Annotated in this window: 28 protein-coding genes; 13 read left to right on the top strand and 15 right to left on the bottom strand. The window is 62.3% G+C overall.

The genetic code is table 11. The features are described 5' to 3' along the window. Positions 1-4 precede the first annotated feature (4 nt). From ACSQ2A_RS13080 to ACSQ2A_RS13070, 3 genes are all read left to right on the top strand, one after another. Positions 5-1,009 (top strand): ABC transporter ATP-binding protein, encoded by a 1,005-nt coding sequence (locus ACSQ2A_RS13080; protein ID WP_436072590.1) that lies wholly within the window; start codon positions 5-7, stop codon positions 1,007-1,009. Positions 1,010-1,191: 182 nt separating this feature from the next. Then, entirely contained in the window at positions 1,192-1,980 is a 789-nt protein-coding gene (locus ACSQ2A_RS13075) for a ThuA domain-containing protein (RefSeq protein WP_436072589.1), read from the top strand. A gap of 184 nt (positions 1,981-2,164) precedes the next feature. Beyond that, positions 2,165-3,208, top strand: coding sequence for a Gfo/Idh/MocA family protein (locus tag ACSQ2A_RS13070; protein WP_295409563.1), 1,044 nt, complete (start codon positions 2,165-2,167; stop codon positions 3,206-3,208). A 176-nt stretch (positions 3,209-3,384) separates the two neighbouring features. Here ACSQ2A_RS13070 and ACSQ2A_RS13065 read toward each other — a convergent pair whose 3' ends face one another. Continuing rightward, the gene (locus ACSQ2A_RS13065; RefSeq protein WP_436072588.1) at positions 3,385-4,167 is read right to left on the bottom strand and encodes an SDR family NAD(P)-dependent oxidoreductase; all 783 of its coding nucleotides are present in this window, start codon (positions 4,165-4,167) and stop codon (positions 3,385-3,387) included. A 97-nt stretch (positions 4,168-4,264) separates the two neighbouring features. On the opposite strand from ACSQ2A_RS13065, the gene ACSQ2A_RS13060 reads away from it, so the two are divergent. Together ACSQ2A_RS13060 and ACSQ2A_RS13055 are read left to right on the top strand one after the other, a co-directional pair. Beyond that, complete coding sequence (locus ACSQ2A_RS13060) at positions 4,265-4,771, top strand: MarR family winged helix-turn-helix transcriptional regulator (protein WP_436072587.1); 507 nt, start codon at positions 4,265-4,267, stop codon at positions 4,769-4,771. A 100-nt stretch (positions 4,772-4,871) separates the two neighbouring features. Continuing rightward, on the top strand, positions 4,872-5,123 hold the full coding sequence (locus ACSQ2A_RS13055; protein WP_295409552.1) for a GlsB/YeaQ/YmgE family stress response membrane protein: 252 nt from the start codon (positions 4,872-4,874) through the stop codon (positions 5,121-5,123). A 9-nt stretch (positions 5,124-5,132) separates the two neighbouring features. On the opposite strand, the gene ACSQ2A_RS13050 is transcribed toward ACSQ2A_RS13055, so the two are convergent. Then, the gene (locus ACSQ2A_RS13050; RefSeq protein ID WP_436072586.1) at positions 5,133-5,405 is read right to left on the bottom strand and encodes a DUF2277 domain-containing protein; all 273 of its coding nucleotides are present in this window, start codon (positions 5,403-5,405) and stop codon (positions 5,133-5,135) included. A 95-nt stretch (positions 5,406-5,500) separates the two neighbouring features. Continuing rightward, positions 5,501-7,102 carry a bifunctional metallophosphatase/5'-nucleotidase gene (locus ACSQ2A_RS13045; RefSeq protein WP_436072585.1) on the bottom strand — a complete coding sequence of 534 codons (1,602 nt, stop codon included), beginning with the start codon at positions 7,100-7,102 and terminating at the stop codon, positions 5,501-5,503. A 250-nt stretch (positions 7,103-7,352) separates the two neighbouring features. Here ACSQ2A_RS13045 and ACSQ2A_RS13040 point away from each other — a divergent pair, with 250 nt between their 5' ends. Further along, positions 7,353-8,003: a ThuA domain-containing protein gene (locus tag ACSQ2A_RS13040; RefSeq protein ID WP_436072584.1), complete on the top strand. Its 651-nt coding sequence runs from the start codon at positions 7,353-7,355 to the stop codon at positions 8,001-8,003. A 6-nt stretch (positions 8,004-8,009) separates the two neighbouring features. On the opposite strand, the gene ACSQ2A_RS13035 is transcribed toward ACSQ2A_RS13040, so the two are convergent. Beyond that, entirely contained in the window at positions 8,010-8,648 is a 639-nt protein-coding gene (locus ACSQ2A_RS13035; RefSeq protein WP_436072583.1) for an NrsF family protein, read from the bottom strand. Continuing rightward, a complete protein-coding gene (locus ACSQ2A_RS13030) occupies positions 8,645-9,196 on the bottom strand; it encodes a sigma-70 family RNA polymerase sigma factor (protein WP_436072582.1) in 552 nt (183 codons plus the stop codon). The genes ACSQ2A_RS13035 and ACSQ2A_RS13030 overlap by 4 nt, the downstream gene beginning before the upstream one ends. A 161-nt stretch (positions 9,197-9,357) precedes the next feature. Between ACSQ2A_RS13030 and ACSQ2A_RS13025 the strand changes: the two genes are divergently transcribed. The 4 genes from ACSQ2A_RS13025 to ACSQ2A_RS13010 all read left to right on the top strand — a co-directional run bounded on the left by ACSQ2A_RS13025 (position 9,358) and on the right by ACSQ2A_RS13010 (position 13,291). Then, the gene (locus tag ACSQ2A_RS13025) at positions 9,358-9,669 is read left to right on the top strand and encodes a hypothetical protein (RefSeq protein ID WP_436072581.1); all 312 of its coding nucleotides are present in this window, start codon (positions 9,358-9,360) and stop codon (positions 9,667-9,669) included. A gap of 94 nt (positions 9,670-9,763) precedes the next feature. Beyond that, a complete protein-coding gene (locus tag ACSQ2A_RS13020) occupies positions 9,764-10,612 on the top strand; it encodes a cytochrome b/b6 domain-containing protein (RefSeq protein WP_436072580.1) in 849 nt (282 codons plus the stop codon). Then, a complete protein-coding gene (locus tag ACSQ2A_RS13015; RefSeq protein ID WP_436072579.1) occupies positions 10,609-11,400 on the top strand; it encodes a molybdopterin-dependent oxidoreductase in 792 nt (263 codons plus the stop codon). Before ACSQ2A_RS13020 ends, ACSQ2A_RS13015 begins: the two co-directional genes overlap by 4 nt. Positions 11,401-11,830: 430 nt before the next feature. Next, on the top strand, positions 11,831-13,291 hold the full coding sequence (locus ACSQ2A_RS13010; RefSeq protein WP_436072578.1) for a DEAD/DEAH box helicase: 1,461 nt from the start codon (positions 11,831-11,833) through the stop codon (positions 13,289-13,291). A gap of 42 nt (positions 13,292-13,333) precedes the next feature. Here ACSQ2A_RS13010 and ACSQ2A_RS13005 read toward each other — a convergent pair whose 3' ends face one another. From ACSQ2A_RS13005 to otsB, 3 genes are all read right to left on the bottom strand, one after another. Continuing rightward, a complete protein-coding gene (locus ACSQ2A_RS13005; protein ID WP_436072577.1) occupies positions 13,334-14,188 on the bottom strand; it encodes an intradiol ring-cleavage dioxygenase in 855 nt (284 codons plus the stop codon). Between the two features lie 103 nt (positions 14,189-14,291). Then, complete coding sequence (locus ACSQ2A_RS13000; RefSeq protein ID WP_295409512.1) at positions 14,292-15,707, bottom strand: alpha,alpha-trehalose-phosphate synthase (UDP-forming); 1,416 nt, start codon at positions 15,705-15,707, stop codon at positions 14,292-14,294. 89 nt (positions 15,708-15,796) lie between these two features. Next, entirely contained in the window at positions 15,797-16,582 is a 786-nt protein-coding gene (gene otsB / locus ACSQ2A_RS12995) for a trehalose-phosphatase (RefSeq protein ID WP_295409510.1), read from the bottom strand. Positions 16,583-16,805: 223 nt separating this feature from the next. Here otsB and ACSQ2A_RS12990 point away from each other — a divergent pair, with 223 nt between their 5' ends. Next, a complete protein-coding gene (locus tag ACSQ2A_RS12990; RefSeq protein WP_295409508.1) occupies positions 16,806-16,952 on the top strand; it encodes a hypothetical protein in 147 nt (48 codons plus the stop codon). Positions 16,953-17,075: 123 nt separating this feature from the next. Here the strand turns inward: ACSQ2A_RS12990 and ACSQ2A_RS12985 are convergent, their stop codons facing one another. The 5 genes from ACSQ2A_RS12985 to ACSQ2A_RS12965 all read right to left on the bottom strand — a co-directional run bounded on the left by ACSQ2A_RS12985 (position 17,076) and on the right by ACSQ2A_RS12965 (position 20,272). After that, positions 17,076-17,705, bottom strand: a complete 630-nt coding sequence (locus ACSQ2A_RS12985) for a nucleoside deaminase (protein WP_436072828.1) — start codon at positions 17,703-17,705, stop codon at positions 17,076-17,078. After that, complete coding sequence (locus tag ACSQ2A_RS12980; RefSeq protein WP_436072576.1) at positions 17,705-18,463, bottom strand: META domain-containing protein; 759 nt, start codon at positions 18,461-18,463, stop codon at positions 17,705-17,707. Before ACSQ2A_RS12980 ends, ACSQ2A_RS12985 begins: the two co-directional genes overlap by 1 nt. A gap of 72 nt (positions 18,464-18,535) precedes the next feature. Continuing rightward, the gene (locus ACSQ2A_RS12975) at positions 18,536-19,045 is read right to left on the bottom strand and encodes an ureidoglycolate lyase (RefSeq protein WP_436072575.1); all 510 of its coding nucleotides are present in this window, start codon (positions 19,043-19,045) and stop codon (positions 18,536-18,538) included. Positions 19,046-19,047: 2 nt separating this feature from the next. Then, positions 19,048-19,866, bottom strand: coding sequence for a bifunctional allantoicase/(S)-ureidoglycine aminohydrolase (locus ACSQ2A_RS12970; protein WP_436072574.1), 819 nt, complete (start codon positions 19,864-19,866; stop codon positions 19,048-19,050). 76 nt (positions 19,867-19,942) lie between these two features. Next, entirely contained in the window at positions 19,943-20,272 is a 330-nt protein-coding gene (locus ACSQ2A_RS12965; RefSeq protein WP_436072573.1) for an ArsR/SmtB family transcription factor, read from the bottom strand. 50 nt (positions 20,273-20,322) lie between these two features. Between ACSQ2A_RS12965 and ACSQ2A_RS12960 the strand changes: the two genes are divergently transcribed. Together ACSQ2A_RS12960 and ACSQ2A_RS12955 are read left to right on the top strand one after the other, a co-directional pair. After that, complete coding sequence (locus ACSQ2A_RS12960; RefSeq protein ID WP_436072572.1) at positions 20,323-20,781, top strand: SRPBCC domain-containing protein; 459 nt, start codon at positions 20,323-20,325, stop codon at positions 20,779-20,781. Beyond that, on the top strand, positions 20,778-21,140 hold the full coding sequence (locus ACSQ2A_RS12955; RefSeq protein WP_436072571.1) for a VOC family protein: 363 nt from the start codon (positions 20,778-20,780) through the stop codon (positions 21,138-21,140). Before ACSQ2A_RS12960 ends, ACSQ2A_RS12955 begins: the two co-directional genes overlap by 4 nt. A 59-nt stretch (positions 21,141-21,199) precedes the next feature. On the opposite strand, the gene puuE is transcribed toward ACSQ2A_RS12955, so the two are convergent. Both puuE and ACSQ2A_RS12945 read right to left on the bottom strand, forming a co-directional pair. Continuing rightward, positions 21,200-22,618 carry an allantoinase PuuE gene (gene puuE / locus ACSQ2A_RS12950; RefSeq protein ID WP_436072570.1) on the bottom strand — a complete coding sequence of 473 codons (1,419 nt, stop codon included), beginning with the start codon at positions 22,616-22,618 and terminating at the stop codon, positions 21,200-21,202. A gap of 167 nt (positions 22,619-22,785) precedes the next feature. Further along, positions 22,786-23,769: a LysR family transcriptional regulator gene (locus ACSQ2A_RS12945; RefSeq protein ID WP_436072569.1), complete on the bottom strand. Its 984-nt coding sequence runs from the start codon at positions 23,767-23,769 to the stop codon at positions 22,786-22,788. Positions 23,770-23,885: the final 116 nt, after the last annotated feature.

Below are 23,885 nucleotides of genomic sequence, written 5' to 3'. Positions count from 1 at the left end.
AGAAATGGCTGCGATCGAACTTCGCAATGTCCGCAAGTCCTTTGGCATGGTCGACGTGATCAAGGGCGTCGATCTGGAAGTCCGCAAGGGCGAGTTCATGGTGTTTGTCGGCCCCTCGGGCTGTGGCAAATCCACCCTGCTGCGCCTGATCTCGGGCCTTGAGGATATTACCTCGGGCGAGATGCTGTTTGACGGCAAGCTGGTCAACGCGCTGGCGCCTTCCAAGCGCGGCATTGCCATGGTGTTCCAGTCCTATGCGCTCTATCCGCATATGACGGTCTACGAAAACATGGCCTTCGGCCTGACGCTCGAAAAGGGCAAGGGCAAGGAAGAGATCCAGCGGCGCGTGGAAAAAGCCGCCGACATGCTGCAGATCCGTCAGTATCTCGACCGCCTGCCCAAGCAGCTTTCGGGCGGTCAGCGCCAGCGCGTTGCCATCGGCCGGGCTATTACCCGCGATCCGAAGGTGTTCCTCTTCGACGAACCGCTGTCGAACCTCGACGCGGCGCTGCGCGTGGCGACCCGTATCGAGATCGCCAAGCTCCACGAGAGTATGGACCACGTCACCATGATCTATGTGACGCATGACCAGGTGGAAGCCATGACCTTGGCCGACCGCATCTGCGTGCTGCGCGATGGTCTTGTCGAACAGGTCGGCACGCCGATGGAACTCTATGAGCGTCCGGACAGCATTTTCGTTGCCGGCTTTATCGGCTCGCCCAAGATGAACTTCATTGCCGGCGACAAGGCCGACAAGTTCGGTTGCGCGACGCTGGGTATTCGCGGCGAGCACATGGACATCAAGACCGATGGCATTTGGGAAGGCACGGTGATCCATACCGAAAATCTCGGTGCGGATTCCTATGTCTATCTCGATATGGGCCAGGAAGAACCGGTCGTGGTACGCCTCGACGGTGCGGTCAGCTATCAGAGCGGGCAAGTGCTCAAGGTTTCGCCGCAGGAAGAGCGCATTCATCGTTTCGATGCCGCGGGCAAGCCGATCCGCTAAATCAATCACAAATGCCGTGGCGGCCCTAGGGCCGCCACAAAACCAATCGCTGCGTCATTCCCGCGAAAGCGGGAATCTCCCTTGATCGATGAAAGGAGATTCCCGCTTTCGCGGGAATGACGCAGAGAAATGAGAAAGGGCCGATGCCTCCACATCCGGCTCGTCAAACTAGGAGACTACCAATGCCGATCCGTACCCTGGTCTGGGGCGAGAACGTCCACGAGCAGAAGAACAAGACGGTTGCCGAAAACTATCCCAACGGGATGCACAACCAGATTGCCTCGCTCATCGCGCAGGATAGCAATATCTCGACCAAGACCACGACGCTGCAGGAACCGGAACACGGGCTGACCGATGCCGTGCTGGCCGAGACCGATGTTCTGGTCTGGTGGGGCCATGCGGCTCACGACAAGGTCGACGATGTCGTCGTCAAGCGCGTCATGGAACATGTGTGGCAGGGCATGGGCCTGATCGTGCTGCATTCGGGCCACCACTCGAAGGTGTTCAAGGGCCTGATGGGTTCGCCGGCGAACCTCCACTGGCGCGAAGCGGGCGAACGGGAACGCCTCTGGGTCGTCAATCCGGGTCATCCGATCGCCAAGGGCCTGCCGGCCTATTTCGAGCTCGAATACGAAGAAATGTATGGCGAGCCCTTCTCCGTGCCGGAGCCGCTCGAAACCGTCTTCGTCTCCTGGTTCCAGGGCGGCGAAGTGTTCCGTTCGGGCCTGACCTATCGTCGCGGCGCGGGCAATATCTTCTACTTCCGTCCCGGCCACGAAACCTACCCGACCTATCACGACGCCAATGTGGGCCAGGTGCTGCGCAATGCGGTCAACTGGGCCTATAACGGCGATCGCCATGCGCACCTGATGAAGGCGCCGAATACGCCGGTTGGCGAAGCGATCGAAAAGATCGAAGAACGCGGCGCCAAGCTTTCGTCGGCCGACCACGCAGGCGAAGTGAAGAAGTAAGACGCACTTTCCCTTCTTTCGTCATTGCCCGGCTTGTCCGGGCAATCCAGGGGGCCGCGAGCGCGGTAATGGATCGCCCGGACAAGCCGGGCGATGACGATGGGTAGGTATCGAGGGCTACTTTGCGGCCCCGATGAGTTGAAAACTGTTTAGCGGCTGCCGCGGCGGCCAAGGAATCAAAAGAATGCGTATCCTCATTCTGGGTACCGGCGGCATGGCCAATCAGCATGCCAAGCATTTCGCTGCCATCGACGGCGTGACACTGGTGGGTGGCGTGGACGTCGATCCGGCGCGGGTCGAGGCGTTCAACAAGGTCCATGGTATCGAGAGGGGCTTTGGCTCGCTCGACGCGGCCCTGGCCTGGGGCGAGTTCGACGCGGTGGCCAATGTCACCCCGGACAGCATCCACCATCCGACGACCATGGCGGCACTGAACGCCGGCAAGCATGTGTTCTGCGAAAAGCCGCTGGCGACGGACCATGCAAAGGCCATGGAAATGACCGAGACGGCCGAACGGCTGGGTCTCGTCAACATGGTCAACCTGACCTATCGCAATGTCGCGCAGCTGCAGAAGGCCCGCGAGATCGTGCAGTCCGGTCAGGTCGGCGCCGTCAAGCATTTTGAAGCGAGCTACCTGCAGAGCTGGCTGGTGTCGAAGGCCTGGGGCGACTGGCGCACGGAAAGCCAGTGGCTGTGGCGCCTGTCGAAGAAGCACGGTTCCAACGGCGTGCTGGGCGATATCGGTGTGCACATTCTCGACTTTGCCGCCTACGGGGCCGGTAGCGATTTCTCGGATGTGTTCTGCCGCCTGCACACCTTCGACAAGGCTGAGGGCAACCGGATCGGCGAATATGATCTCGACGCCAATGACAGCTTTGCCATGACGGCGCAGCTTGAGAATGGCGCACTCGGCGTGGTTCATGCAACGCGCTGGGCGACCGGCCACTTCAACGAACTGCGCCTGCGCGTTTACGGCGAAAAGGGCTCGGTGGAAGTGCAGCATCGGCATGACTGGTCGAAGCTGTTTACGTGCCTTGGCGACGATATCGAGACCGGTACCTGGACCGAGGTTGCGGTCGACCCGGTGCCGACGAACTATCAGCGTTTTGCTGAAGCGGTGCGGGCAGGCAAGAACCTTGAGCCGAGCTTCCGCCATGCGACCAATATCCAGAAGGTGCTGGATCTGGCGACGGTGACGGATAGGGATCGGGCTGAACACAAGGTGTAAGCCGGGCGCGGTTCGCTCCTGCGAGAGATGTTCCGCCGGGAACAGAGATTCCCGCTTTCGCGGGAATGACACTGTGGAGGTGGAGGCATTTCAGGATGGGCCCCGGCGTTCGCCGGGGTGACATCCGTGGGTTGTGATAAAAAGGGCCGCTCCGAAATCAGGGCGGCCTTTTTGTTTCAGGCGGCTTTGTAGCGTGGGGCTGGCTTGCCGTTCTGGGTGCCGCCGAAGAGGTTCTGGCGGGCGGTGTCGTAGGTGTTCCAGAGCTCGAGGTCGTGGACCGAGGGCAGGGTGACTTCTTCGCCGCGATCGAGACCGGCGAGGGCGGCGTCGACGAGGTTTTCGGCGGTCATGAAGACGGACTGGTCGAAATTGGCGATTGGTACGCCGGCGGCTTCGTAGAATTCGGTGACGGTGCCGGCAGGGAGGACGGCTTGGACCTGGATGCCGTCGGCTTGCACTTCCTGCTGGATGGCGCGGCTATAGGTCAGCACGAAAGCCTTGGTGGCGCTGTAAAGCGAGGTGGCAGGCATGGCGTGGAAGGCCATGACGGAACCGACATTGACGATGGCGCCGGACTTGCGGGCGCGCATGGCCGGAAGGGCGGCGCGGGTGAGGCGCATGAGGGCCGTGACGTTGAGGGCGAGGGTTTGCGCGGCGGCTTCGTCGCTGAGGTCAGCGGTCGAGGAGATCGGGCCCATGCCTGCATTGTTGACCAGCAGATTGATCTCTTCGTCGCGCAGCACGGTTTCGATGCTGGCCATGCCGGCGTCGGCCGAGAGGTCGGCAGCGATGGTGCGGACGGAAACTTTGTGAGCCTGCTGCAATTGGGTCGCGAGGTCTGCGAGACGCTCGGCGCGGCGCGCAACGAGGACGAGATCATAGCCACGGGCGGCGAGGCGCTGGGCGTAGACGGCGCCGATGCCAGAGGAGGCACCGGTGATGAGAGCGGTTTTGGACATGGGAAGTTCCTTTAATTGAGTGCTCAACTAATTGGGATCGGGCCATGTTCTTGTCAATGGTGATGTGCTCAACTATTTTGTTGGGTGGAGAATGACAATGCCAAAAATCACGCCTGCGGATGTTGAAAGCACTGAGGCCTATGACCCGCTCACCTGCACGCATACCGCGCTGCGGGTGGCGTCGCGGCAACTGACGCAGCTTTATGACGATGCGCTGGCCGCGTCGGGACTGACTTCGGGGCAGGCGCTGCTGGTGGCGCGGATCGATGAGCTTGGCGGCGCATTGGGCGGAACGGGGCCGTCATTGCAGGCGTTGGCGAAGCGGCTTTCGATCCAGATTTCGGCACTGACGCATGCACTGCGGCCACTGGTGCGGGATGGGCTGGTGGAAGTCGTGGTGGACACGAACGACAGGCGCGTGAAGCGGGCGGTGTTGACCGAACAAGGGCTCAAACAGACGCGGCAGATGTACCTGCTCTGGCAAGAGCTGAACGAGCGGATAGACGCGGTATTGGGGGAAGGGACGACCGAGCAATTGCGCGGGCTTGCCAACCTCGTGGCGGCGCCCGGCTTTGCCCAGAAAGTGCTGGCGCGGCCGGAATAAGCGGGAAAACTAGGGGGCGCAATGCCCCGATTGCGGGTTCGCTCTTGCAAGCAGGGGAGGGCATTCCAATTTATGGCGCTGTTGTCGTGGGAGCGTCGCAATGGGAATTGTCTGGGCCATCATCATTGGTTTTCTCGCCGGCCTGATCGCCAAGTGGATCACGCCCGGCGATAACAAACCGCAGGGGTTCATCCTCACGACGGTGCTGGGCATTGTCGGCTCGGTGGTGGCGACCTGGCTTGGGCAGCAGATCGGCTGGTATGGGCCGGGCGATGGGGCGAATTTCATCGGCGCTATTGTCGGCGCGGTGGTGATCCTGCTGGCCTGGGGCCAATTGGCGCGCCGGGTTTAGCGCCCGAACTCAGGCTGTGCCGTAGCGCTCGCGGGCTCGTTCGCGGGCCTTGGCCGCGACGACTTCGCGATCCCTGGGCGGGGCCTTGGTGTCGAGGGCGGTCAGCAGCTTGCGGACTGATTTCTCGATCTCTTCCACGGCGTCATAAAAGGCTGCCTCGTTGGCATGCGAGGGGCGGTTGAAGCCGGAAATCTTGCGGACGAATTGCAGGGCCGCCTCGTGCATTTCGTTCTTGCTGGCGGGCGGCTCGAAATTGAAAAGCGGCTTGATGTTGCGGCACATGGTGTTTTCCGTTTGTGGGATGTCGCATCGGTCAAAAGAGATAACGCAAAAGGGCGCCCGATGGGCGCCCTTCGTGTTTGGTATCGCGAAAAACCTTACTTCACGGTGATGCGGCCATCGAGGTAGGGCGTGTATTCGCCGCCCAGCTTGGCGATGTATTCGGCGACGACCTGTTCGAGCGGCGGGCCGAAGTCATAGGGGTTTTCGCCCGAAGCGAAGGTCTCGTAGCCGTCGCCGCCGCCACGCACGTAGTTGTTGGTGACGACGATGTAGTCGGCTTCTTCGTCGATCGGCACCCAAGTGTCGCCTTCGCCCTTGACCAGCACGTCGCTGATGCGGCTGCCGGCGGGATTGGCGAGGGTGTAGGTGTACTTGAGGCCTGCGACCTGGGCGAAGCGGCCGGCGCCGTTTTCGATATCGCTGACGCCGTTTTCGAGGGCTTCGATGACGTCAGCTCCGCTCACCTGAACGGTAGCGAGGGTGTTGGAGAAGGGCAGGACGGTCAGCACGTCGCCGACGGTGATTTCACCGGCGTCGATGGAAGCGCGGACGCCGCCGCCGTTCTGGAAGGCGATGGTGGCGCCCTGATCGGCAACGCGGTCGAGAATGGCGTCGGCCAGGAGGTTGCCCATGGAGCATTCCTGCACACGGCAGACTTCGCGGGCGCCTTCGAGCTTGTCGGTGGTGGTGCCGATGACCTGGCTGGTCATTTCCTCGATGGGACCGAGGAGCGTGGCGAGCTGGTCCTTGAAGTCTTCGTTGGCAATGACAGTGGCGTCGATCAGGTAGGGCTCGCCTACGGCCTTGGTGACGGTGCCATTGTCATCCCAGGTGATGGCGATATCGCCTAGATATTTGCCGTATTGATTGGCCTGAACCACGGGGACTTCAACGCCGACTGGGTTGGTGACCATGGTCGGATAGGGACCGGCGGCGCCTTCGGCGGTGTTGGACAGGAGGGTATGGCTGTGGCCGCCGACGATGACGTCGACCAGTGGCAGGGAGGCGGCGACGTTGAGGTCTTCGTTGTAGCCGATGTGGCTGAGAAGAATGATCTTGTTGACGCCGGCGGCATCGAGCGCCTCGGAGGCGCCGCGGACATATTGGATGACGTCGTGGAATTCGACGTCGCCGGGCGAGGCGATCTCGGGGGTATCTTCGGTGGTGGCGCCGATGATGCCGATCTTTTCGCCGCCGACTTCGACGACGATGGAACCCTGAACCTTGCCGCGCAGGCCTTCATCGCGGGTCACGTCGAAATTGCCGCCAATGATCGGGAATTCGGCCGCTTCGATGAATTTCAGGAATTCTTCCGGGCCATCGTCGAATTCGTGATTGCCGGTGGCGACCACGTCAAAGCCCATCTGGTTGAAGAAGTCGGAAACGACCTTGGACTTGTAGGTGGTGTAGTAGAGCGAGCCCTGGAAATTGTCGCCGGCCGAGAGCAGCAGCGAGTTGCCGGCTTCGTACTTGGCGCGGGTGTCGTCAATGATGGTTTTGAGGCGCGCGATACCGCCAAAGCATTCGCCGGCTGCGTCGGTTTCGGCGTCGCAATTGGAGTCCGAACCGGTGATCGGATCGAAGCGCGAATGGAAGTCGTTGATGTGCAGGATGTTGAGTGTGAATTCGGCATGAGCGGCGGTCGAAAAACCGGCGCAGAGGGTGAGCGCGGTGGCGCCCAGCAAAAGCTTCTTCATCCCTGTGGTTCCTTCGTGATTGCAGCAAGGCCCTGCTTCGACTTCCGGCGCTCCCGACATTTTTTCGTGCCGCCACTGAAGCATTAAGGAGAGTTAACCAGCTAATTGTGACAGTGGAAAGTGTTTCATTTCCGAGATTTATCCAACGGATGGCAGCGCACGAATGGGCACTGCAATCGATGCCATTTGGGGTTTCAATAGCGGATGAGTCAGGTATTCTCCGCCCCGTTTGATTTGAGGGGGTGCCCTGATGCGCAGTGCTTTGATCGTCTATGGCGGCTGGGAAGGCCATGATCCCGAGGAATGCGCGACGATCTATCGTCGCTGGCTGCACGAGGATGGCTATTCGGTGCGCACGGCGACCGAGACCAGCGCCTTTGCCGATCCCTCCATTCGCGACCTGTCGCTGATCATCCCGATCTTCACGATGAGCAAGATCGCCAAGGAAGAGGCGGAGAACCTTACCAAGGCCGTCGAAGGCGGTGTCGGTCTGGCCGGGCACCATGGCGGCATGAGCGATGCCTTCCGCGAGGCGGTGGACTATCAGTTCATGGTGGGCGGCCAGTGGGTGGCGCATCCGGGCAATATCATCGACTACACGGTCGATGTGACCAAGCCCGAGGACCCGATCATGGCGGGGATTTCAGGCTCGTTCCCCTACAAGTCCGAGCAGTATTACATGCATGTCGACCCCTCCAACGAGGTGCTGGCGACGACGACTTTTACGGGTGAGCACGCCTATTGGATCGACGGCGTGGTGATGCCGGTCGTCTGGAAGCGCCGGCATGGCAAGGGCAAGGTGTTCCATATGACGCTGGGGCATCAGGCCAAGGAATTCGAGAATTCCAACATGGCGACGATCATGCGTCGTGGCATGAACTGGGCGGCCAGGGACGAATAGTCCGGCCTACCAGCGCAGAACGAACTTTCCGATGACGGCGCCGAGGAGGGCCGTCATCGCGATCCCCAGCGAATACCAGACGGCCATGAACATCATGCCGGTTTCGCCACAGTAGAAGGCATAGGCCCAGGCGCCGAAGCCGCCCGCCACGAGGCCGGCGGCAAAGCCGGCGAGGGTCGGCGAGCGCGGCGCGGTGGTGCGTAGCGCAGAGAGCAAAGCAATCAGCACAGGCGTGCCGGCGAGCGTGATCAGCCACGGGCAGACCATGGCGGTCTGGCCCACCAGCATGGGCATGGACCAATCGGCGCGCATCCACATCATGGTGCCGCTGCCGAGGGCGAGGAGCGCGAGGAGGCCCGCGCCGGCTAGGGGCCAGATGATGCGGCCGTCGGGGCGGGCGAGGACCGGCGCGGCTGCAAGGCCCAGGAGGCCGAAGGCGAGCGTGTAGCCGAACTTTGTCCAGAACATCACCGCGCTATCGGCGCCGCCGAAGGACCGGCCCATCATGAGGTCGAGGACGAGATAGACGCCGGCAATGGTGACGAGCACGCCCACGACGAGCGCGAGGATCAGCCTGCGTTCGATGGCGCGGGGCGGGGTGGGTTTCAGATCGGCGGCGAGGCGATTTATGAGGTCGTCGGTCATTTCTCGCCTCCGGCAAACTTGCCCATCAGGGCTTTCAAGCCACGATGGATGGAGACCTTTGCTGCGGTTTCGGTGATGCCGTGACGGGCGGCGGCTTCCGCAACGGTGGCGCCTTCGAGACGGGTCTGGCGGATGAGATCGGAGGTACGGGGCGGGACCTGGCTGAGGACGGTTTCGACGTCATGGCGATCGGCTGCGTTGGCGCTGTCGTCGGTGGCAAAGATCGGCGCGTCGTCTTCGAGCGGGACGGTGGGGCGGATGGCGTAGCGGCGGACGTGGTCCACGAATTTGTGGTGGGCGACGGCATGCAGCCAGGCCGTGAAGGGCCTGGTGCGATCGTAGGTTTCGCGCCGCGTATGCACGGCCAGCAGGGTTTCCTGCACGAGGTCCTCCGCGTGCGAAGCATGGGCGGGACTGAGGCGGCGGGCAAACCAGGGACGCAGATAGCGCGTGAGGTCGGCCAGAAGCATTCGATAGGCGGTAGCGTCGCCATCGAGCGAAGCGAGCATCAGCCCGCGCAGCCGCCTCTCGGTTTCGTCCGCCTGCATCACGTTCCCATTCGTCCCCTCTGCGCCAATGGTTACACGGCGGCGCAGAGAAAGTTGAGCCGATATCACGACGCGGTGATTGCGTAACGGATTGGGATGGGCGGGCGAATGGCTGGGCATGGACGCGCCGGAGGGGCGGGTCTCAATGGGAGATTTTTCCGATGCACGTTTTCAAGACGATCACGCTTGCCGCCCTGATGGTTGCCGGAGCGGCGCCTGTTTTCGCCGAGGATGCGATGGCTCCGGCCATGGATGCCATGGCGCCGCAGGCGATGATCAGTGATGCTGACCTTGAGCTTTGCCTGACCCAGGCGGCGGCTATTACCTTTGAGGAAGCGATGACGGCGGCGACTGTTGCCTGCAATGGACTGCACGAGGGCATGGATGTGATGGGGGCGATCCGGTCGCTGGGCATGGACGAAAAGATGGAAGCCAATCCCATCGCGGGCGGTGCCATGGCGCCGGCGATGTAAGAAAAAGCAGTCACAAACAAGTGTTGGCCGCCATTTGTCCCGTGCGTTACCGTTGCTAGTGAACGGGGCGAATGGTGCCGCCAAGGGGACGTTCATGACAGATGTAGAAAAAGCACCGCTGGCCAAGGGGCCGTTGATCTATCGTCAATCGGTGTGGACGCGAGTGACGCATTGGGTCTGGGCGATCTGCCTGTTCTTCCTGCTGCTGTCGGGGCTGCAAATTTTTAACGCTCATCCGGCGCTCTATATCGGGCAGCAGTCGGGATTTGAGTTCGACAATGCGGTGCTTGAGATCGGGGCGGTGAATACGCCCCAGGGTCCGCGCGGGCGCACGACGGTTTTCGGGCAGACGTTTGATACGACCGGTGTGCTCGGCATGAGCGGCACGGCGGAAGCTCCGCAATATGTGGGCTTTCCGGGGGCTGTCACTATTCCCTCGTTCCGTGATCTCGCGACGGGACGAGTGGTGCATTTCTTCTTTGGGTGGGTATTCGTTGGCGCCCTGTTCGTTTGGTTCCTGGCGAGCTTCATCAACGGCCATTTGCGGCGCGATATCGTGCCTAAAGGGTCGGATATTTCCGGGTTGCCGAAGGATGCGCTCGATCATGCGCGGCTGAAACTGCATCATGGGCGGCGGTATTCGCCCTTGCAGAAGCTGAGCTATTTTACTGTTTTCTTTGTGCTTTTTCCGCTGATCATTCTGACGGGACTGACTATGAGCCCGGGGATGGATGCGGCATGGCCGTGGCTGCTGGATATTTTCGGCGGGCGGCAGACGGCGCGCACGATCCACTTTGGGGTGATGGTGCTGCTGGTGCTGTTCTTCGTTGTGCACATCGTCATGGTGCTGCTGGCGGGGCCGCTCAATGAATTGAGATCAATGGTAACGGGCTGGTACCGCACTAGCCCGGGTACGCCGGCCGAGGCGGGAGACAAGCCATGAGCAATATCATTCTCAATCGGCGGAAGCTTCTTATTGGCTCGGCGGCGCTGGGATCGAGCCTGGCGCTTAGTGGCTGCAATCAGTTCGATTTTCTGGGGCAGCGCGGCAATCCCGTGCGGCAGGCGCTGGAGCAGGCCAATGTTCTTACCTATCGGGCGCAGAGGGCGCTGATCGGGGATTCAGTGCTGGCGCGGGAATATTCGGCGAGCGAGATCCGACAGGGCATGAAGCCCAATGGTTCGACCGAGCCGATGACGCCGGAATATATGTTTTTGAAGGCGCAGAATTTTGCGCCTTACAAGCTGACCATCAAGGGCATGGTGGAGCGCGAGGTGTCATTCTCGCTCGATGAGCTGCGGAACATGCCGGCGCGCAGCCAGATCACGCGGCACGATTGCGTCGAGGGCTGGAGCTGCATTGCTAAGTGGACGGGGACGGCGCTGGGGCCGGTGCTCGATATGGCGGGGGTGAAGCCGGGGGCGCGGTTCTGCGTCTACCATTGCTTCGACAATATCCAGAAGACGCTGTCGGGCGACATTTTCTACTATGAGAGTTCGGATCTGGTGGATGCCTATCATCCGCAGACGATCCTTTCCTACGGGCTCAACGACCAGGTCTTGCCGGTGAGCAATGGGGCGCCGGTGCGGCTGCGGATCGAGCGGGCACTGGGGTACAAACAGCCAAAGTATCTGCACACGATCGAGCTCGTGGATGACCTGACCCCGTTTGGGCGGGGGAAGGGCGGGTATTGGGAAGACAACGGGTATGACTGGTATGGTGGGATTTGAAGCCGCGAAATCGTGGCTTGCTCATCCTAACAGGCTCTGAGCGTTCCTAGTCCCACCGTGTCATTCCCGCGAAAGCGGGAATCTCATTGTGCAGGAGACAGGGATTCCCGCTTTCGCGGGAATGACGCCGTGGATTTGATGGATCGGCAGGGGCGACGGGCCTCCCACACACCTCCCATGCGCCTGCCACACTTGCCTTTTGGGGCTATTTCCCCCATATGGGGCGCAGCGTTGCGGTCAATAGGGCCGCTAACGGGCTTCTCTTCTTACTCAAGCGGTGAGCGGCGAAGTCATCCCGGATAGCAAAGTGCTCCGGGTTTGAGCCAGCACCCGCGCGATACCTCCTATCGCCCGATTGCAATTTTTGTTCCTGGCGCCTGCGCTTTGCAGAGCGCCCGCGCAGCTTTTGCGCATCATGAAAGATCAAGATTTGACCGATTTTTCCAGTCTCGGACTTCCTGAAAACCTGATCAACAGCCTCAAGGCTGCAGGGTTCGAGACCCCAACCAAGATCCAGAGCCAGGCCATTCCGAAGCTGCTGGAAGGCCGGGACGTGCTGGGCATTGCCCAGACCGGCTCGGGCAAGACGGCTGCCTTTGGCCTGCCGATCCTCGCCGGTATCGGCGAACTGACCGGCCGCCCGCGGCCGATGACGACGCGCGCGCTGATCCTGGCGCCGACGCGCGAACTGGCCGTGCAGATCGAAGAAAACATCCGCAAGTTTGCCGGCAGCAAGTTCAAGCTCGATACCGTGCTCGTTCTGGGCGGTGTGTCGCGCTACCATCAGGTGCAGAAGATCGCCAAGGGTGTGGACGTTGTCGTTGCGACCCCCGGCCGTCTCAAGGACCTGCTCGACGACAACAAGATCCGTCTCAACGAGACGCGCTGGCTGGTGCTCGACGAGGCAGACCGCATGCTCGACATGGGCTTCATTGCCCCGGTGAAGGCGATTGCCAAGGCCATCGGCCTGCGCCGCCAGACCATGCTGTTCTCGGCCACCATGGCCGCGGAAGTCGAAGACCTCGCCAAGGGCCTGCTCAAGGATCCGGTGAAGGTCGAGGCGGCGCCGCAGGGCTCGACCGTCGTGAAGATCGACCAGCGCGTCATCCTCTCCGGTTCGAAGGCCAAGCGCGGCGTGCTCAATGGCCTTCTCGGCGACGAGAAGGAAGGCATGGAGCGGGTCATCGTTTTCGCTCGCACCAAGCATGGCGCTGATCGCGTTGCGAAGAACCTCGCCATCGACGGCCACGACGCTGCAGCCATCCACGGCAACAAGAGCCAGAACGCTCGCCAGGCGGCCCTCAAGGGCTTTTCCAGCGGTAGCGTGCGCATTCTTGTTGCGACCGATATCGCGGCGCGCGGCATCGACGTGCCGGGTATCACTCACGTGGTGAACTATGATCTGCCGGACGATCCGGAAAACTATGTGCACCGCATTGGTCGTACCGGTCGCAATGGCGCTGAAGGCATTGCCATCACGCTGTGCGACGGCACCGAACGTTCCAAGCTGCGCGACGTTGAAAAGCTGATCCGCCGGACGCTGCCGCTCTCGGGCGATCTCAACATGGTTGAGGAAGCGACGGCTTCGGCGCCGCGGGCCCCGCGCAACAACGCGGGTGCCCCGGGCGGTCAGCGCACTGCGCGTAATCCCAAGCCGAGCCAGCGCAAATTCAACACGCCGCGCCCGGGTGGCGAGCGTGGCAAGGGCGGCGCTCCCCGCGATGCCAACGCTGTGCGGGAAGCGAGTGCTGGCCCTGCCCGTGATGCCCGCAATCCGCTGGCTCCGGCGCGCTCGGTGAAGCCCCCGCGCGCCGATGGTCTCAAGGAAAAACCGCGTTGGACAACAGCGGCGAAAAAGTCCGCTGCGCGCAATCGGCGCGGCGAAGGCTAATCAGAACAAAGGGCGGCCGAGAGGCCGCCCTTTTTGTTGGAGCTAGTCCCGTACCGCCGGTGTCATCGTCGAACGATCCGCCGTTCCGCTCGGGCCGCCGCCGCCCGGAGGGCCGCCCGCGCCACCTTCCGGTGGTTCAGGGCGATCGCCGCCGTCCATGGAAAAGCCGATGGTCGAGCTGGCGCTGGGGTCGACGCCGATGATCATGGCGGCGAGGTATTCTTCGTCCAGTTCCTTGATGAAGGCATAGGCCGCGCGGGTGGATTGGGCCGCGATGCTGTCATTGGAGTTGAGCGTGTCGCGGGTGCTGGCGCGGTCATTGTAGGGCGCGATATTGAGGTAGATGTATTCGGAGAGCGCATCGGGGAAGAAGATCTGCCCGGTGAGGATGACGTTCTCGGCGATGAAGACCTTGAAATGGATGTGGGTGGTGCGGCCGCGATACCAGCTTGGATAGACGGTTTCGAATTCGACGAGGCCATTGGCGTCGGCAAATTGGGTGCCGCGCATGAAGGTTTCGCCAGTTGTGTCGACGGAGCCATCGTCCCCCTGGCCGGGATAGCCGGAATAAACGCCGGTGGCGTCGCAGTGCCAGATGTCGACGCGGGCGCCTTCGATGACGGCGCATGCAGCGTCGACGACCTGCAAGCGGATGCGTAGGGGGATGCCGGGGCGAGCTTCGGTGATGTCCGTACGCTCAAGGGCGGGATCGAAATAGTAGGGGCCTTCGGTGACCTCGGGAATGATGGCGCAGACGTCGGCGCCCTGCAGGAGGGCGGCAGTCTGGCTGGCGCTGACGCCAGCTTCCTGGGCAAAGGCGCTCTGGCTCATCACGAGGCCGCCGCTGGCGGTCACGGCGAGGGCCTTGAAGGCGTCACGACGGTTCAATGTGGGCATGGTGTCCACTCCCCTGTTTGGCTTGCTGGCAAGACCATAACGCAGAACCCCCGGGGGCGGGCATTACACCTTGGTTAGTGGCATGACCATTTGGTTAGGGGGGCTAGGCCACGGAGGCCATGTAGATGACGTCGCGGGCACCAGCGCCGGCTTCGCCGATGCCGGGGGACAGGCGCTCGAGGAAGCTGAGGGCCCAATCGTCGACATTGTGCGCTTCGGCGGCGGCCATGAGACCTTTCCAGCGCGCCTGGCGCTCCTCAAGCGGCATGTCCAGCGCCATGCGCAGGGCCTCGGCGGTTTCGTCGGTGTCGAACGGATTGACCTGGAGGGCGTCGGGGAAAATTTCCGCGGCGCCGGCAAAGCGCGACAGAACGAGGACGCCAGGATTTTCTGGATCCTGTGCGCCCACATATTCGTGGGCGACAAGGTTCATGCCATCGCGGAGGGGCGTCACGAGGGCAACGCGGGCGAGGCGATAGAGGCCGGCAAGGCTCGGCTGGCCATAGGCGCGCTTCACATAGGTGAGGGGCGCCCAATCGGGCTCGGCGAAGCGTCCCATGACGCGGCCGCACATGGCGTCGAGTGCGTCGCTGGTCTCCTGATATTCCTTGATCGTATCGCGCGACGGCGGGGCGACTTGCAAGAGATGCACGTTGCGGCGGAAGCGCTGGTTATTGGCGAGGAGTTTTTCATAGGCTTCCACGCGCTGGGGCAGGCCTTTGGAATAATCGAGACGGTCGACGCCGAGGATCAGGGCCTGGTCGCCCAGGGCGCGGTGCATGCGGTGGATCATCTTCTTGGCGGCGGGGCTGGTGGACAGCCGGGAAAAGGCTTCGGGGTCCGAGCCAATGGGGAAGGCGGCGATTTCCGTGTTGGAGAAATCGATGGCTTCGGTGGGCTGGATGGCGAAGGTCGAGGGCGCCTGATGTTCGACGAAATCGGTGAAGGCGGCCACGTCGCGATTGGCCTGGAAGCCAAGGAGATCGTAGCGCGAGGTGTCGCGCATCAGTTCGCCATGGTGGGGGATGGCGTAGAGTGCGTCGGCGGTGGGGAAGGGGATGTGGAGATAAAAGCCGATCCGGTTTTTCGCGCCAAGGGCGCGCAATTCGCTGGCCAGCGGGATCAGGTGATAGTCGTGCACCCAGATGACGTCATCGGGCTTGAGGAGCGGCATCAGGGCCTTGGCGAACTGGGCGTTGACGCGGCGATAGCCCTCGTACCAGTGGCTTTCTATGGTGGCGAGATCGAGCCGGAGGTGGAAGCTCGGCCAGAGGATGGAGTTGGAAAAGCCGGAATAATAGGCGCGGTGATCGTCGGGGGAGAGGTCGATCTGGGCAATTTGCAGGCCGTCGATGTCTTCGAAGCGCGGCTTGCTCTCGGGGCTTTCGGTGAGCTTGCCGGACCAGCCGAACCAGAAGCCTTCGCGTTCACCCAGCACCTTCTTCAGCGCTACGGCGAGGCCGCCGGCGGCAGGGCCTTTTCCGGGTGTGCGATTGGAAACGATGACGATGCGGCTCATGGCAGACGGGCCCCCTGTATAAAAATCAATATGAGGCCGGGCGCGAAGCGCCCGGACCGAGGTCGTGTCGATATGCGGCCAGGCGAAAATCAGTTCGCCGTGGTCTCGGTGAGTACCGGCTCTTCGCGGTGCACGAGATCGCCAAGGCCACCGATCAGGGCGCGAACCGAGGTGACGTCGGCGATGCGCAGGCGGGCGGCGGTTTCTCCGGGCCCGATTTTGATGCCGACGCCACCCAATTCCTGCGCGGCGCGGAAGGCATCTTCGTCGGTGACGTCGTCGCCGATGAAAATGGGCGTGCGCCCGACAAAGGGTTCTTCCTGCATGAAGGCGCGGAGAGCTGCGCCCTTGTCGAAGCCGATGGGGCGGGCCTCGTAGACCATTTTGCCTTCGACCAGCGAATATTGCGGGTGGTCGGTCAGCACTTCTTCGAGGGCGCGCAGGCAGGCATCGGCCAGTTCCGGCGCCTGGCGATAGTGGAGGGCCACGGTGCCGGGCTTGGGCTCGATCAGCAGTTCGGGATGGGCCATGGCGAGTGGCTCGATGGCCCGGGCGATTTCTTCGGCGCCGACGATCAGGTCTTCGTCGACTTCTTCCATCGAACCATCGGCGCGACGGCGTTGCGAGCCATGGGCACCGGCTATGGGGAGATGCAGCGGGGCGAGGAAGCGGTCGATGTCGGAGATTTCGCGGCCGGTGATGACGGCGAAGGCGTTGTCGAATTCGCGGGTGATGCGGTTGATCTGTTCGGCGAGATCATTGGGGACGTGGATCGAGTCCGGCGTCTCGGCGATCTCCACCAAAGTGCCGTCGAAGTCGGTGAACAGGGCGAGCGCAGGGACCTTGGCGCCGGTTTCGAGAAGCATAGGGTTCATCGGAATTCCTCACATGGCACTTCGGGGGTCATGCAAGGGAACGTCAGGGAGCGGAAAAGGTTCGCGCCACATGCCTGCCATGCACGCGGCGGGAATATGAACGAAACATTAATCACGCATTCGTGACCCATTCAGCCGTGGAGCGATATCGCTTGTTCCAACGTTGCTACAATACGTCCTGCGTCAAACGCGAGGGCGAAAAGTTGAGGGAAAACAACATCAAATGCGTCCGCTTCTGTCCAAACCCGCTCAGGCTCAAATGCTGCTATCGGCGCTGTTCGTCGCAGCATTGAGCTTCATCACGCTCGCGGCATCCTTTGCTGAAATGCCGGTAGAAAGTGCTCCAACCCAGGCCGGCATTCATGAATAAGGCAGGGCTTTCGGATCGTGAACGGCTCACTTTGAGCCTGTGGCGCGTCGTGCTGCCCATGCCGAAAACGGCGCAAGTCGTGGCGGGCGCTGCGAGGCGTCCGCTGAAATCGCTGCGCAAGTTTCAGGCGAGCGGGATGCCCTTGTTGCCCTTGTCGCGCTGATAGACGGCCGAGAGATCGGCATAGGCGGCGCTGATATCGTCGAGGCGCGCGAGTAGGTTTTCGCGATGGTCCCGGTCGAGGCCCGCTACCATTTCCTGCAAGCCCCGGCTTTTGAAGAAGGCATTGGTGCGATTGTAGAGCGGGCGGTTCGGAGGGACGGCGCTGCGATCAGGATCGGGCACGGCGTAGACCGCCTGCAGGATCTGGATGTCGTAAGGGATGCCAAAGCTGTCGCGGCTGTCTTCGTAGGTGAAGAGATAGTAGAAATTATCGAAGCCTGACCAGGTGATGCCGGAGAGGCAGAGCGAGCACGGCTCGTGCGAGGTCAGGAAGACGCAGTCCTTGGTTGCTGGACGCTGGTCTTCAGGCAGTTCGAAGAAGCGCTTTATGGCGTGCATTTCGCCGTGCCAGAGCGGGTTTTCCGTCTCGTTATTGGTCTCGGCGACGACCACCGACAGGTCCGACTTTCGCAATATGGCGGCGCCGAAGAGCTTGTTGCCTTGGGCGACGCCACGCGCCGTCATGGGAACGATGTCGTGCTCGATGACGTCGAGCAGGCGCGAGACGAAGTCGGCAGTATCCAAATGGATCACTCCTTGACCCGAACGAGACCGATCAGCGGCACTGCGGCCGCATCGAGAAGGCGCAGGCTATCTTCCGAGATTTCATAGCTGCTGACGGCGGCAAGGGCGGCGAAGAAGGCGCTTTCCTGCGTCATCAGATCGGGCAGGCAAGCCATGCGCGTTGAAGCGGCAAGGGCGAATTGCAGCTTGGCGCCCTCTATGGTGGCCTGGGTGAAGTAGTTGTTGCAGCCGGCGTGGCCGTTGACGCGAAGGTCCGGCGCAATGCTGAGCGTCAATGGCCGATCGCCGACGATCGGGCTGCCGCTGATGCTGGTGACCTGCCAGGCGGTATTGACCAGCGTCTGGTCGATCTCGGGCTCCGGTTCGGGCGGAGCGGGTTCGTTGCGGGTGCGGGTGACGAGGATGGAGACCGGGGCGGGGGCTGCCAGGTCGACGGGCACAGCCACCTCGTTGCGCCACATCGCGGCGCCGCCAACACGGATTTCAGCGACGAGGCCGAAAGTGCCGCTGGATTTTGCGACATCGCTGCGAACGGCGAGTGAGAATTGCAGAGGTACCTGGCCGCTGGCGGGGATCGGCGCGCCGGCACCGACGACGGATTGCCCGCCGGGCAGAGCCACGAGGCCTACATGCAGGGTGGCACCGGGCGGCAGGGCCATGCGCTCGCGATAGAAGACATCGCCGGTCAGTGTCAGGTCTTGGGCGCTGGCGGCGCCGGCGAAGAGCATGATTGTTAGCATGAGTGTCAGGAGCCGGTTCAGCATGGCAGTCCTCCCTGTTGCGCCTCAAACGTAAACCAGCCTGCCTTGCCTGGCGAGGCAAAGCCGCCGAAGCGGTTAAGCACCTCGTTCGCGATGGGTGACGAGGAAGGGCGGGTCGAGGGGGAATTCTTCGAGATTGTTGCCGTCGCCGCCGCGATCGACAACCAGGAAGTCGGCTTCCTTGTCGAGCGTGGTGAGAACGCCGTGCCAGGTGTTCATGGCGATGTTGACGCCCTGGCCGGGGCCGGGAAGGAAGGCGCGGATTTTTGTCGGGGTGCCGCTGTGGTCCTCGGCGACGATAACAAGCCAATGGGCATCGCCGATTGGGTAGAAGGCCTGGCTGCCGAGGGGGTGGCGCTCGACAAGGGTCAGGCTGAGCGGCAGGGTATAGGGCTGGCCGCGGAAGATGGAGATAAGCGGGCGGGCGTGAACGCCGCCCAGCTCTACCTTGGCGAGGTCATGGAAACGCTCGGTCTTGCCGGCATTGATCGGATAGTGATGCGCGCCATTGGTTTGGATCACCTGGCCGAAGGGGGCGAAGGCGTCTGGGGTCAGCGGCTCGATGTAGATCGTGCGGTCGCTCATGGTTAGAACGGCAGCTTGGCGTGGCGGTTGACGTCCTTGTAGAGCAGGTAGCGGAAGCGCTCGGGACCGGCATAGCAGGCCTGGGGGCAGAAGGCGCGCAGCCACATGAAATCACCGGGTTCGACTTCGACCCAATCGCGATTGAGGCGGTAGACCGCCTTGCCCTCGAGCACATAGAGGCCGTGCTCCATGACGTGGGTTTCCTCGAAGGGAATGACCGCGCCGGGTTCGAGCGTGACGATGTTGACGTGCATGTCGTGACGGAGATCGGTGGGCTCGACGAAGCGCGTCGTACCCCAAGTATCCTTTGTGCCGGGCATCCAGCGGATGGGTTCGTTCTGCTCGTTGGTGACGAAGGCGGGCGGGATTTCTATGCCCTCGACCACTTCGTAGCGCTTGCGCACCCAATGGAAGCGGGCGGAAGACGTCGTACGGTTGACGAGGCTCCAGTGCGTGCCGGGGGGCAGGAACGCATAGCCGCCTTCCTTCAGGATGTGGTGCTCGCCAGCGATTGTCAGATTGATCTGACCGGCGACGACAAAGATGACGCCTTCGGCCTCGGGGTTCTGTTCCGGACGTTCGCTGCCGCCGCCGGCAAAAACTTCGACGATATATTGCGAAAAGGTCTCGGCAAAACCCGAGAGGGGGCGGGCGATGATCCAGGCTCGCGTGTCGCGCCAATGGGGCAGGTAGGAGGTGACGATGTCGCGCATGACGCCGTTGGGGATGAGCGCGTAGGCCTCGTTAAAAGTGGCGCGGCCGGTGTGGAGGGCCATCTGCGAGGGCAGGCCGGCGATGGGGGAAGCGTAGGTCGTTGCCATGGGCTCAAGTTCGGTCAGGTCGATTCCGCTTGAGACTAGAGCCATGTGGCCGGGAAGGCCAAGACCCGGGGCCGATTTATTCGCTGAGTTCCATTTCCTGCTTCAAGCGGCTGAGCATGCTCACCGCATAGGCGGCGTAGGGGCCGATCCAGCGTTCGTGGATGGCATGGACGGGCAGGGCATCGAGATGGTTCCAGCGCTCGCGACCGCGGCGTTCGGCAACGACGAGGCCGGCTTCTTCCAATACGCCGAGATGCTGCATGACGGTGCAACGATCGAGCTCTGGAAAGGCGGCGCAAAGCGTGCCGGTCGTAGCCGGGCCGGCCTTGAGCACGTCCAGCATGCGCCGACGGATGCGGTGGCTGAGGGCCCTGAAAATGAGGTCGTCTGCGTCGTCGGTTGACATGTTATATTTTTATAACATATCGTTGGAGCCGTCAAGCAGAGGAGAGCAGCATGGCCTATGAATTCACGGTGGGTGGCCGCATCGCCAAGCCGGTGCACGAGGTGTTCGAGGCAGTGATCGACCCCAAGCAACTGTCGCATTATTTCACGACGGGTGGCGCCGAGGGCCGGCTCGAAAAGGGTGCGACGGTGACGTGGGATTTCCATGACTTTCCGGGTGCCTTTCCGGTGCATGTCGTCGATGTGGTGAAAGACAAGCAGATCGTGCTGCGCTGGGAAGCGCCGCCGGACGGTGATCCGGCCGGGAACTACGAGACTACAGTGACGATGACTTTCGAAGGGCTGGAGGATGGCCGCACGCTGGTGCGTATCCACGAGGCCGGCTGGCGCGAGAACGAAGCCGGGCAGAAGGCATCTTATGGCAATTGCGAGGGGTGGACGGGCATGCTCGCGGCAATGCGCGTGTGGCTCGAATACGGCATCCACTTTCGCGAGGGTTTTTACAAATGACGGGTGCGGCCGTCGGCGGCATCAATATCGCGATGAAAGTGCCAGCGCATCAGTACGAAGCGGTGGTGGCGTTCTATCGCGACGTTCTGAAACTACCCGAGCTTGAGGGCGGTAGCGATGTGTCGTTTGCCTATGGGCCGAACCGGCTCTGGATCGACAATGTGCCCCAGATGTCGCAAGCCGAGCTGTGGTTGGAACTCGTCACTCCAAGCTTTGACGAAGCGGCCGCGACGTTGGAAGCGGCAGGCGTGACGCGCAATGATGGGATCGAGCCATTGCCCAATAGCGATACGTTTCGGGGTGGTTGGTTCTTTAACCCCGCAGGCATCGTGCACCTGTTGAAGCAAACGAAGGCCTGAGGGACGGCAGATCGCCGATTGTCACTCCGAAGTGGTGCGACAATCGGCAATGTGGCGGCTCAGGGCAGGAGTGCCTTGAGCCTCAACAGGGCGATGCGCTCGACCTGGGCGCAGGCCGTTGCGAATTCTTCTTCGGCCGTGTTGGAGACGCGCTTCTCGAAGGTTTTGAGGATGCTGGCCTTGGTGTTGTCGCGGACGGCGATGATGAAGGGGAAGCCGAATTTTTGAACATAGGCAGTGTTGAGCGCGGTGAATTTCTCGCGCTCGGCGTCGGTCAGGGCGTCGAGGCCGGCGGAGGCTTGCTCGGCGGTGGAGTCGGCAGTCAGGCGCTTGGCGGCGGCGAGTTTGCCGGCAAGGTCGGGGTGGGCGCGGAGGACGGCGAGGCGCTCCTCCGGCGTGGCGGCGCGGAACTGGGTGCGCAGTGCAAAGTGAAGGCCGACGGCGGTGTCGTTGGCGGGAGCCAGTTCACCGTCCCAGGCGCGTTCGGCGATCCAATGGGAATGTTCGAAGATGGAGCCGTAGCGGGTGACGAAGTCGGCGCGGTCGAGGTGGCTGGGGATGACTTCCGGTGCCACATAGGGGTGCTGCTCGGCCCAGTGGCGAGCGATGTCGAGACGAGTCGGAACCCAGACTTTGTCGAAAGTCCTGATGTAATCCACGAACTTCTTGAGGCCCTGGAAGCGGCCCGGTTGGCCGACGAGGCGGCAGTGGAGGCCGAGGGACATCATCTTGGGGCTGCCGGCCTGGCCTTCGGCGTAGAGGCAGTCGAAGGTGTCCTTGAGGAACTGGAAATATTCCTCGCCATTGTCGAAGCCCGGACCGGTGACGAAGCGCATGTCATTGGTCGAGAGGGAATAGGGGATGATCAACTGCGGCTTGCCGTGGATGACTTTCCAATAGGGCAGGTCGTCGTCGTAGGTGTCTGAAATATATGCGAAACCGCCCTGCTCGGCGACGAGGTCGACGGTGTTGAGCGAGGAGCGGCCGGTGTACCAGCCGAGGGGGCGCGAGCCGGTTGCCAGGGTGTGGATGCGGATGGCTTCGGCAATCTGGGAGCGCTCTTCTTCGGGCGGCATGTCCTTGTGCTGGACCCACTTGTAGCCGTGGGAGGCGATTTCCCAGCCGGCCTCCTGCATAGCGGCGAGCTGTTCGGGTGCGCGCATCAGGGCGGTGGCGACGCCGTAAATGGTGACGGGCAGGTTTGCCTCGGTGAAAAGGCGATGCAAGCGCCAGAAGCCGGCGCGGGCGCCGTATTCGTACATGCTCTCCACGTTCGCGTGGCGTTGGCCGGGCCAGGGGGCGGCGCCGAGCACGTCGACGAGGAAGGCCTCGGAGGCGGCGTCGCCGTGGAGGACATTGTTCTCGCCGCCCTCTTCGTAATTGAGCACGAATTGCACCGCCACATGGGCACCGCCCGGCCAGTTCGCATTGGGAATATTGCGGCCATAGCCTTGCATGTCACGGGGGTAGCGGTTCATCGGGGACTCGTGGGTGGTCGTAAAACGGATGTAGCGTAACTCCATGTGAGAGAGTTGCGCTAGTCGTCACGCCAGCGATGTCATTCCCGCGCAAGCGGGAATCCCGCTGCACGAAACAGAGATTCCCGCTTGCGCGGGAATGACACGGTGGGTGTGGGTGTAGGGAATCAAATTGCGCCGGGTAGTTGCAGCTCTTCGAAGTAACCCTTGGCGTGATCGAAGAAGATGGCTGGGGCCAGATGGAGCGACGTGCCGGCGCGGACGAGGATGCCGAAGCGGTTGGTTGGCAGGGCGCCATCGTTGAGCGGTTTGAAGATCAGCTTGCCGTCGGCGATTTCGTTTTGGGCGCCGATGGGGGTCATGATCGAGAGATAGTGGCCGCCAAGAGCCAGTTCGACCAGCATGCGGATGGAATTGACTTCCACCATGGGCGGCAGCATGGCGCCGGAGCGGCGGAGGAAGGGTTCGATCACCTCGCGGATGGAGATTTCCGGGCGCGCCACGGCGAGCGCGTGGTCGAGGCACTGGTCCATGGTGAGGTTTTGCGCGGATGCCAGCGGGTGGTCGGGCGTCATGATGGCGCCGATATGCACGTCGCGGCGGAAGGCGACGTCGACCTGACGCGGCGGCTTGGCGATGAAGCCAAAGCCGATGTCGACGCGCTCTTCGACGAGGCGTTCGACGACTTCGCTGGAGGAGACGATCGACACATCGATGGTCAGGCGCGGATAGCGCTGGCCGAAGTCGCTGATGAGGCGGGGCAGGAAGGAGAGGCCGACGCTTTCCACCGTGCCAATGCGAACGACGCCGGCGCGGACGCCGCGCAAAAGTTCGATTTCGGAGACGGCGGCTTCCATGGGGGCGGTCAGGCGGCGCGAATGGCGGAAGAGGATTTCTCCAGCGGGGGAGAGGCGCATGCGGCGCTTGTCGCGGAGGAAGAGGGTGATGCCGAGGGCGTCTTCGAGCTGGGCGACCTGGCGGGTCACGGCGGAGGAGGCGACGTTGAGGCGGCGGGCGGCTTCGCGGATGGAGAGGTGGGTGGCGACGGCGTTGAAATAGAGCAGCGAGGGCTGGTGGAAGACGCGGGCTAGAAGGCTGGCGGAAAGCGCGTGTTCGCGGGGGCGGTCGGCGGTTGGGCTCTTGTCGGTCATGGTGGGACTTGCTGTTGCCGTTTCGGCAGCATAGTGCTTCCAATTTGAGAGTATCAAGAGCAGATTCAGGGTTCTATGGTGCTGTCAGGGGAAACGAATTGCGCATGCCGAACCGA

It is taken from the genome of Devosia sp. LjRoot3, from assembly GCF_964252865.1.
In the GTDB taxonomy this organism is placed as follows: domain Bacteria; phylum Pseudomonadota; class Alphaproteobacteria; order Rhizobiales; family Devosiaceae; genus Devosia.
Note: the sequence above shows the minus strand (reverse complement) of the source record. Positions and strands in the feature narration are given on the sequence as shown.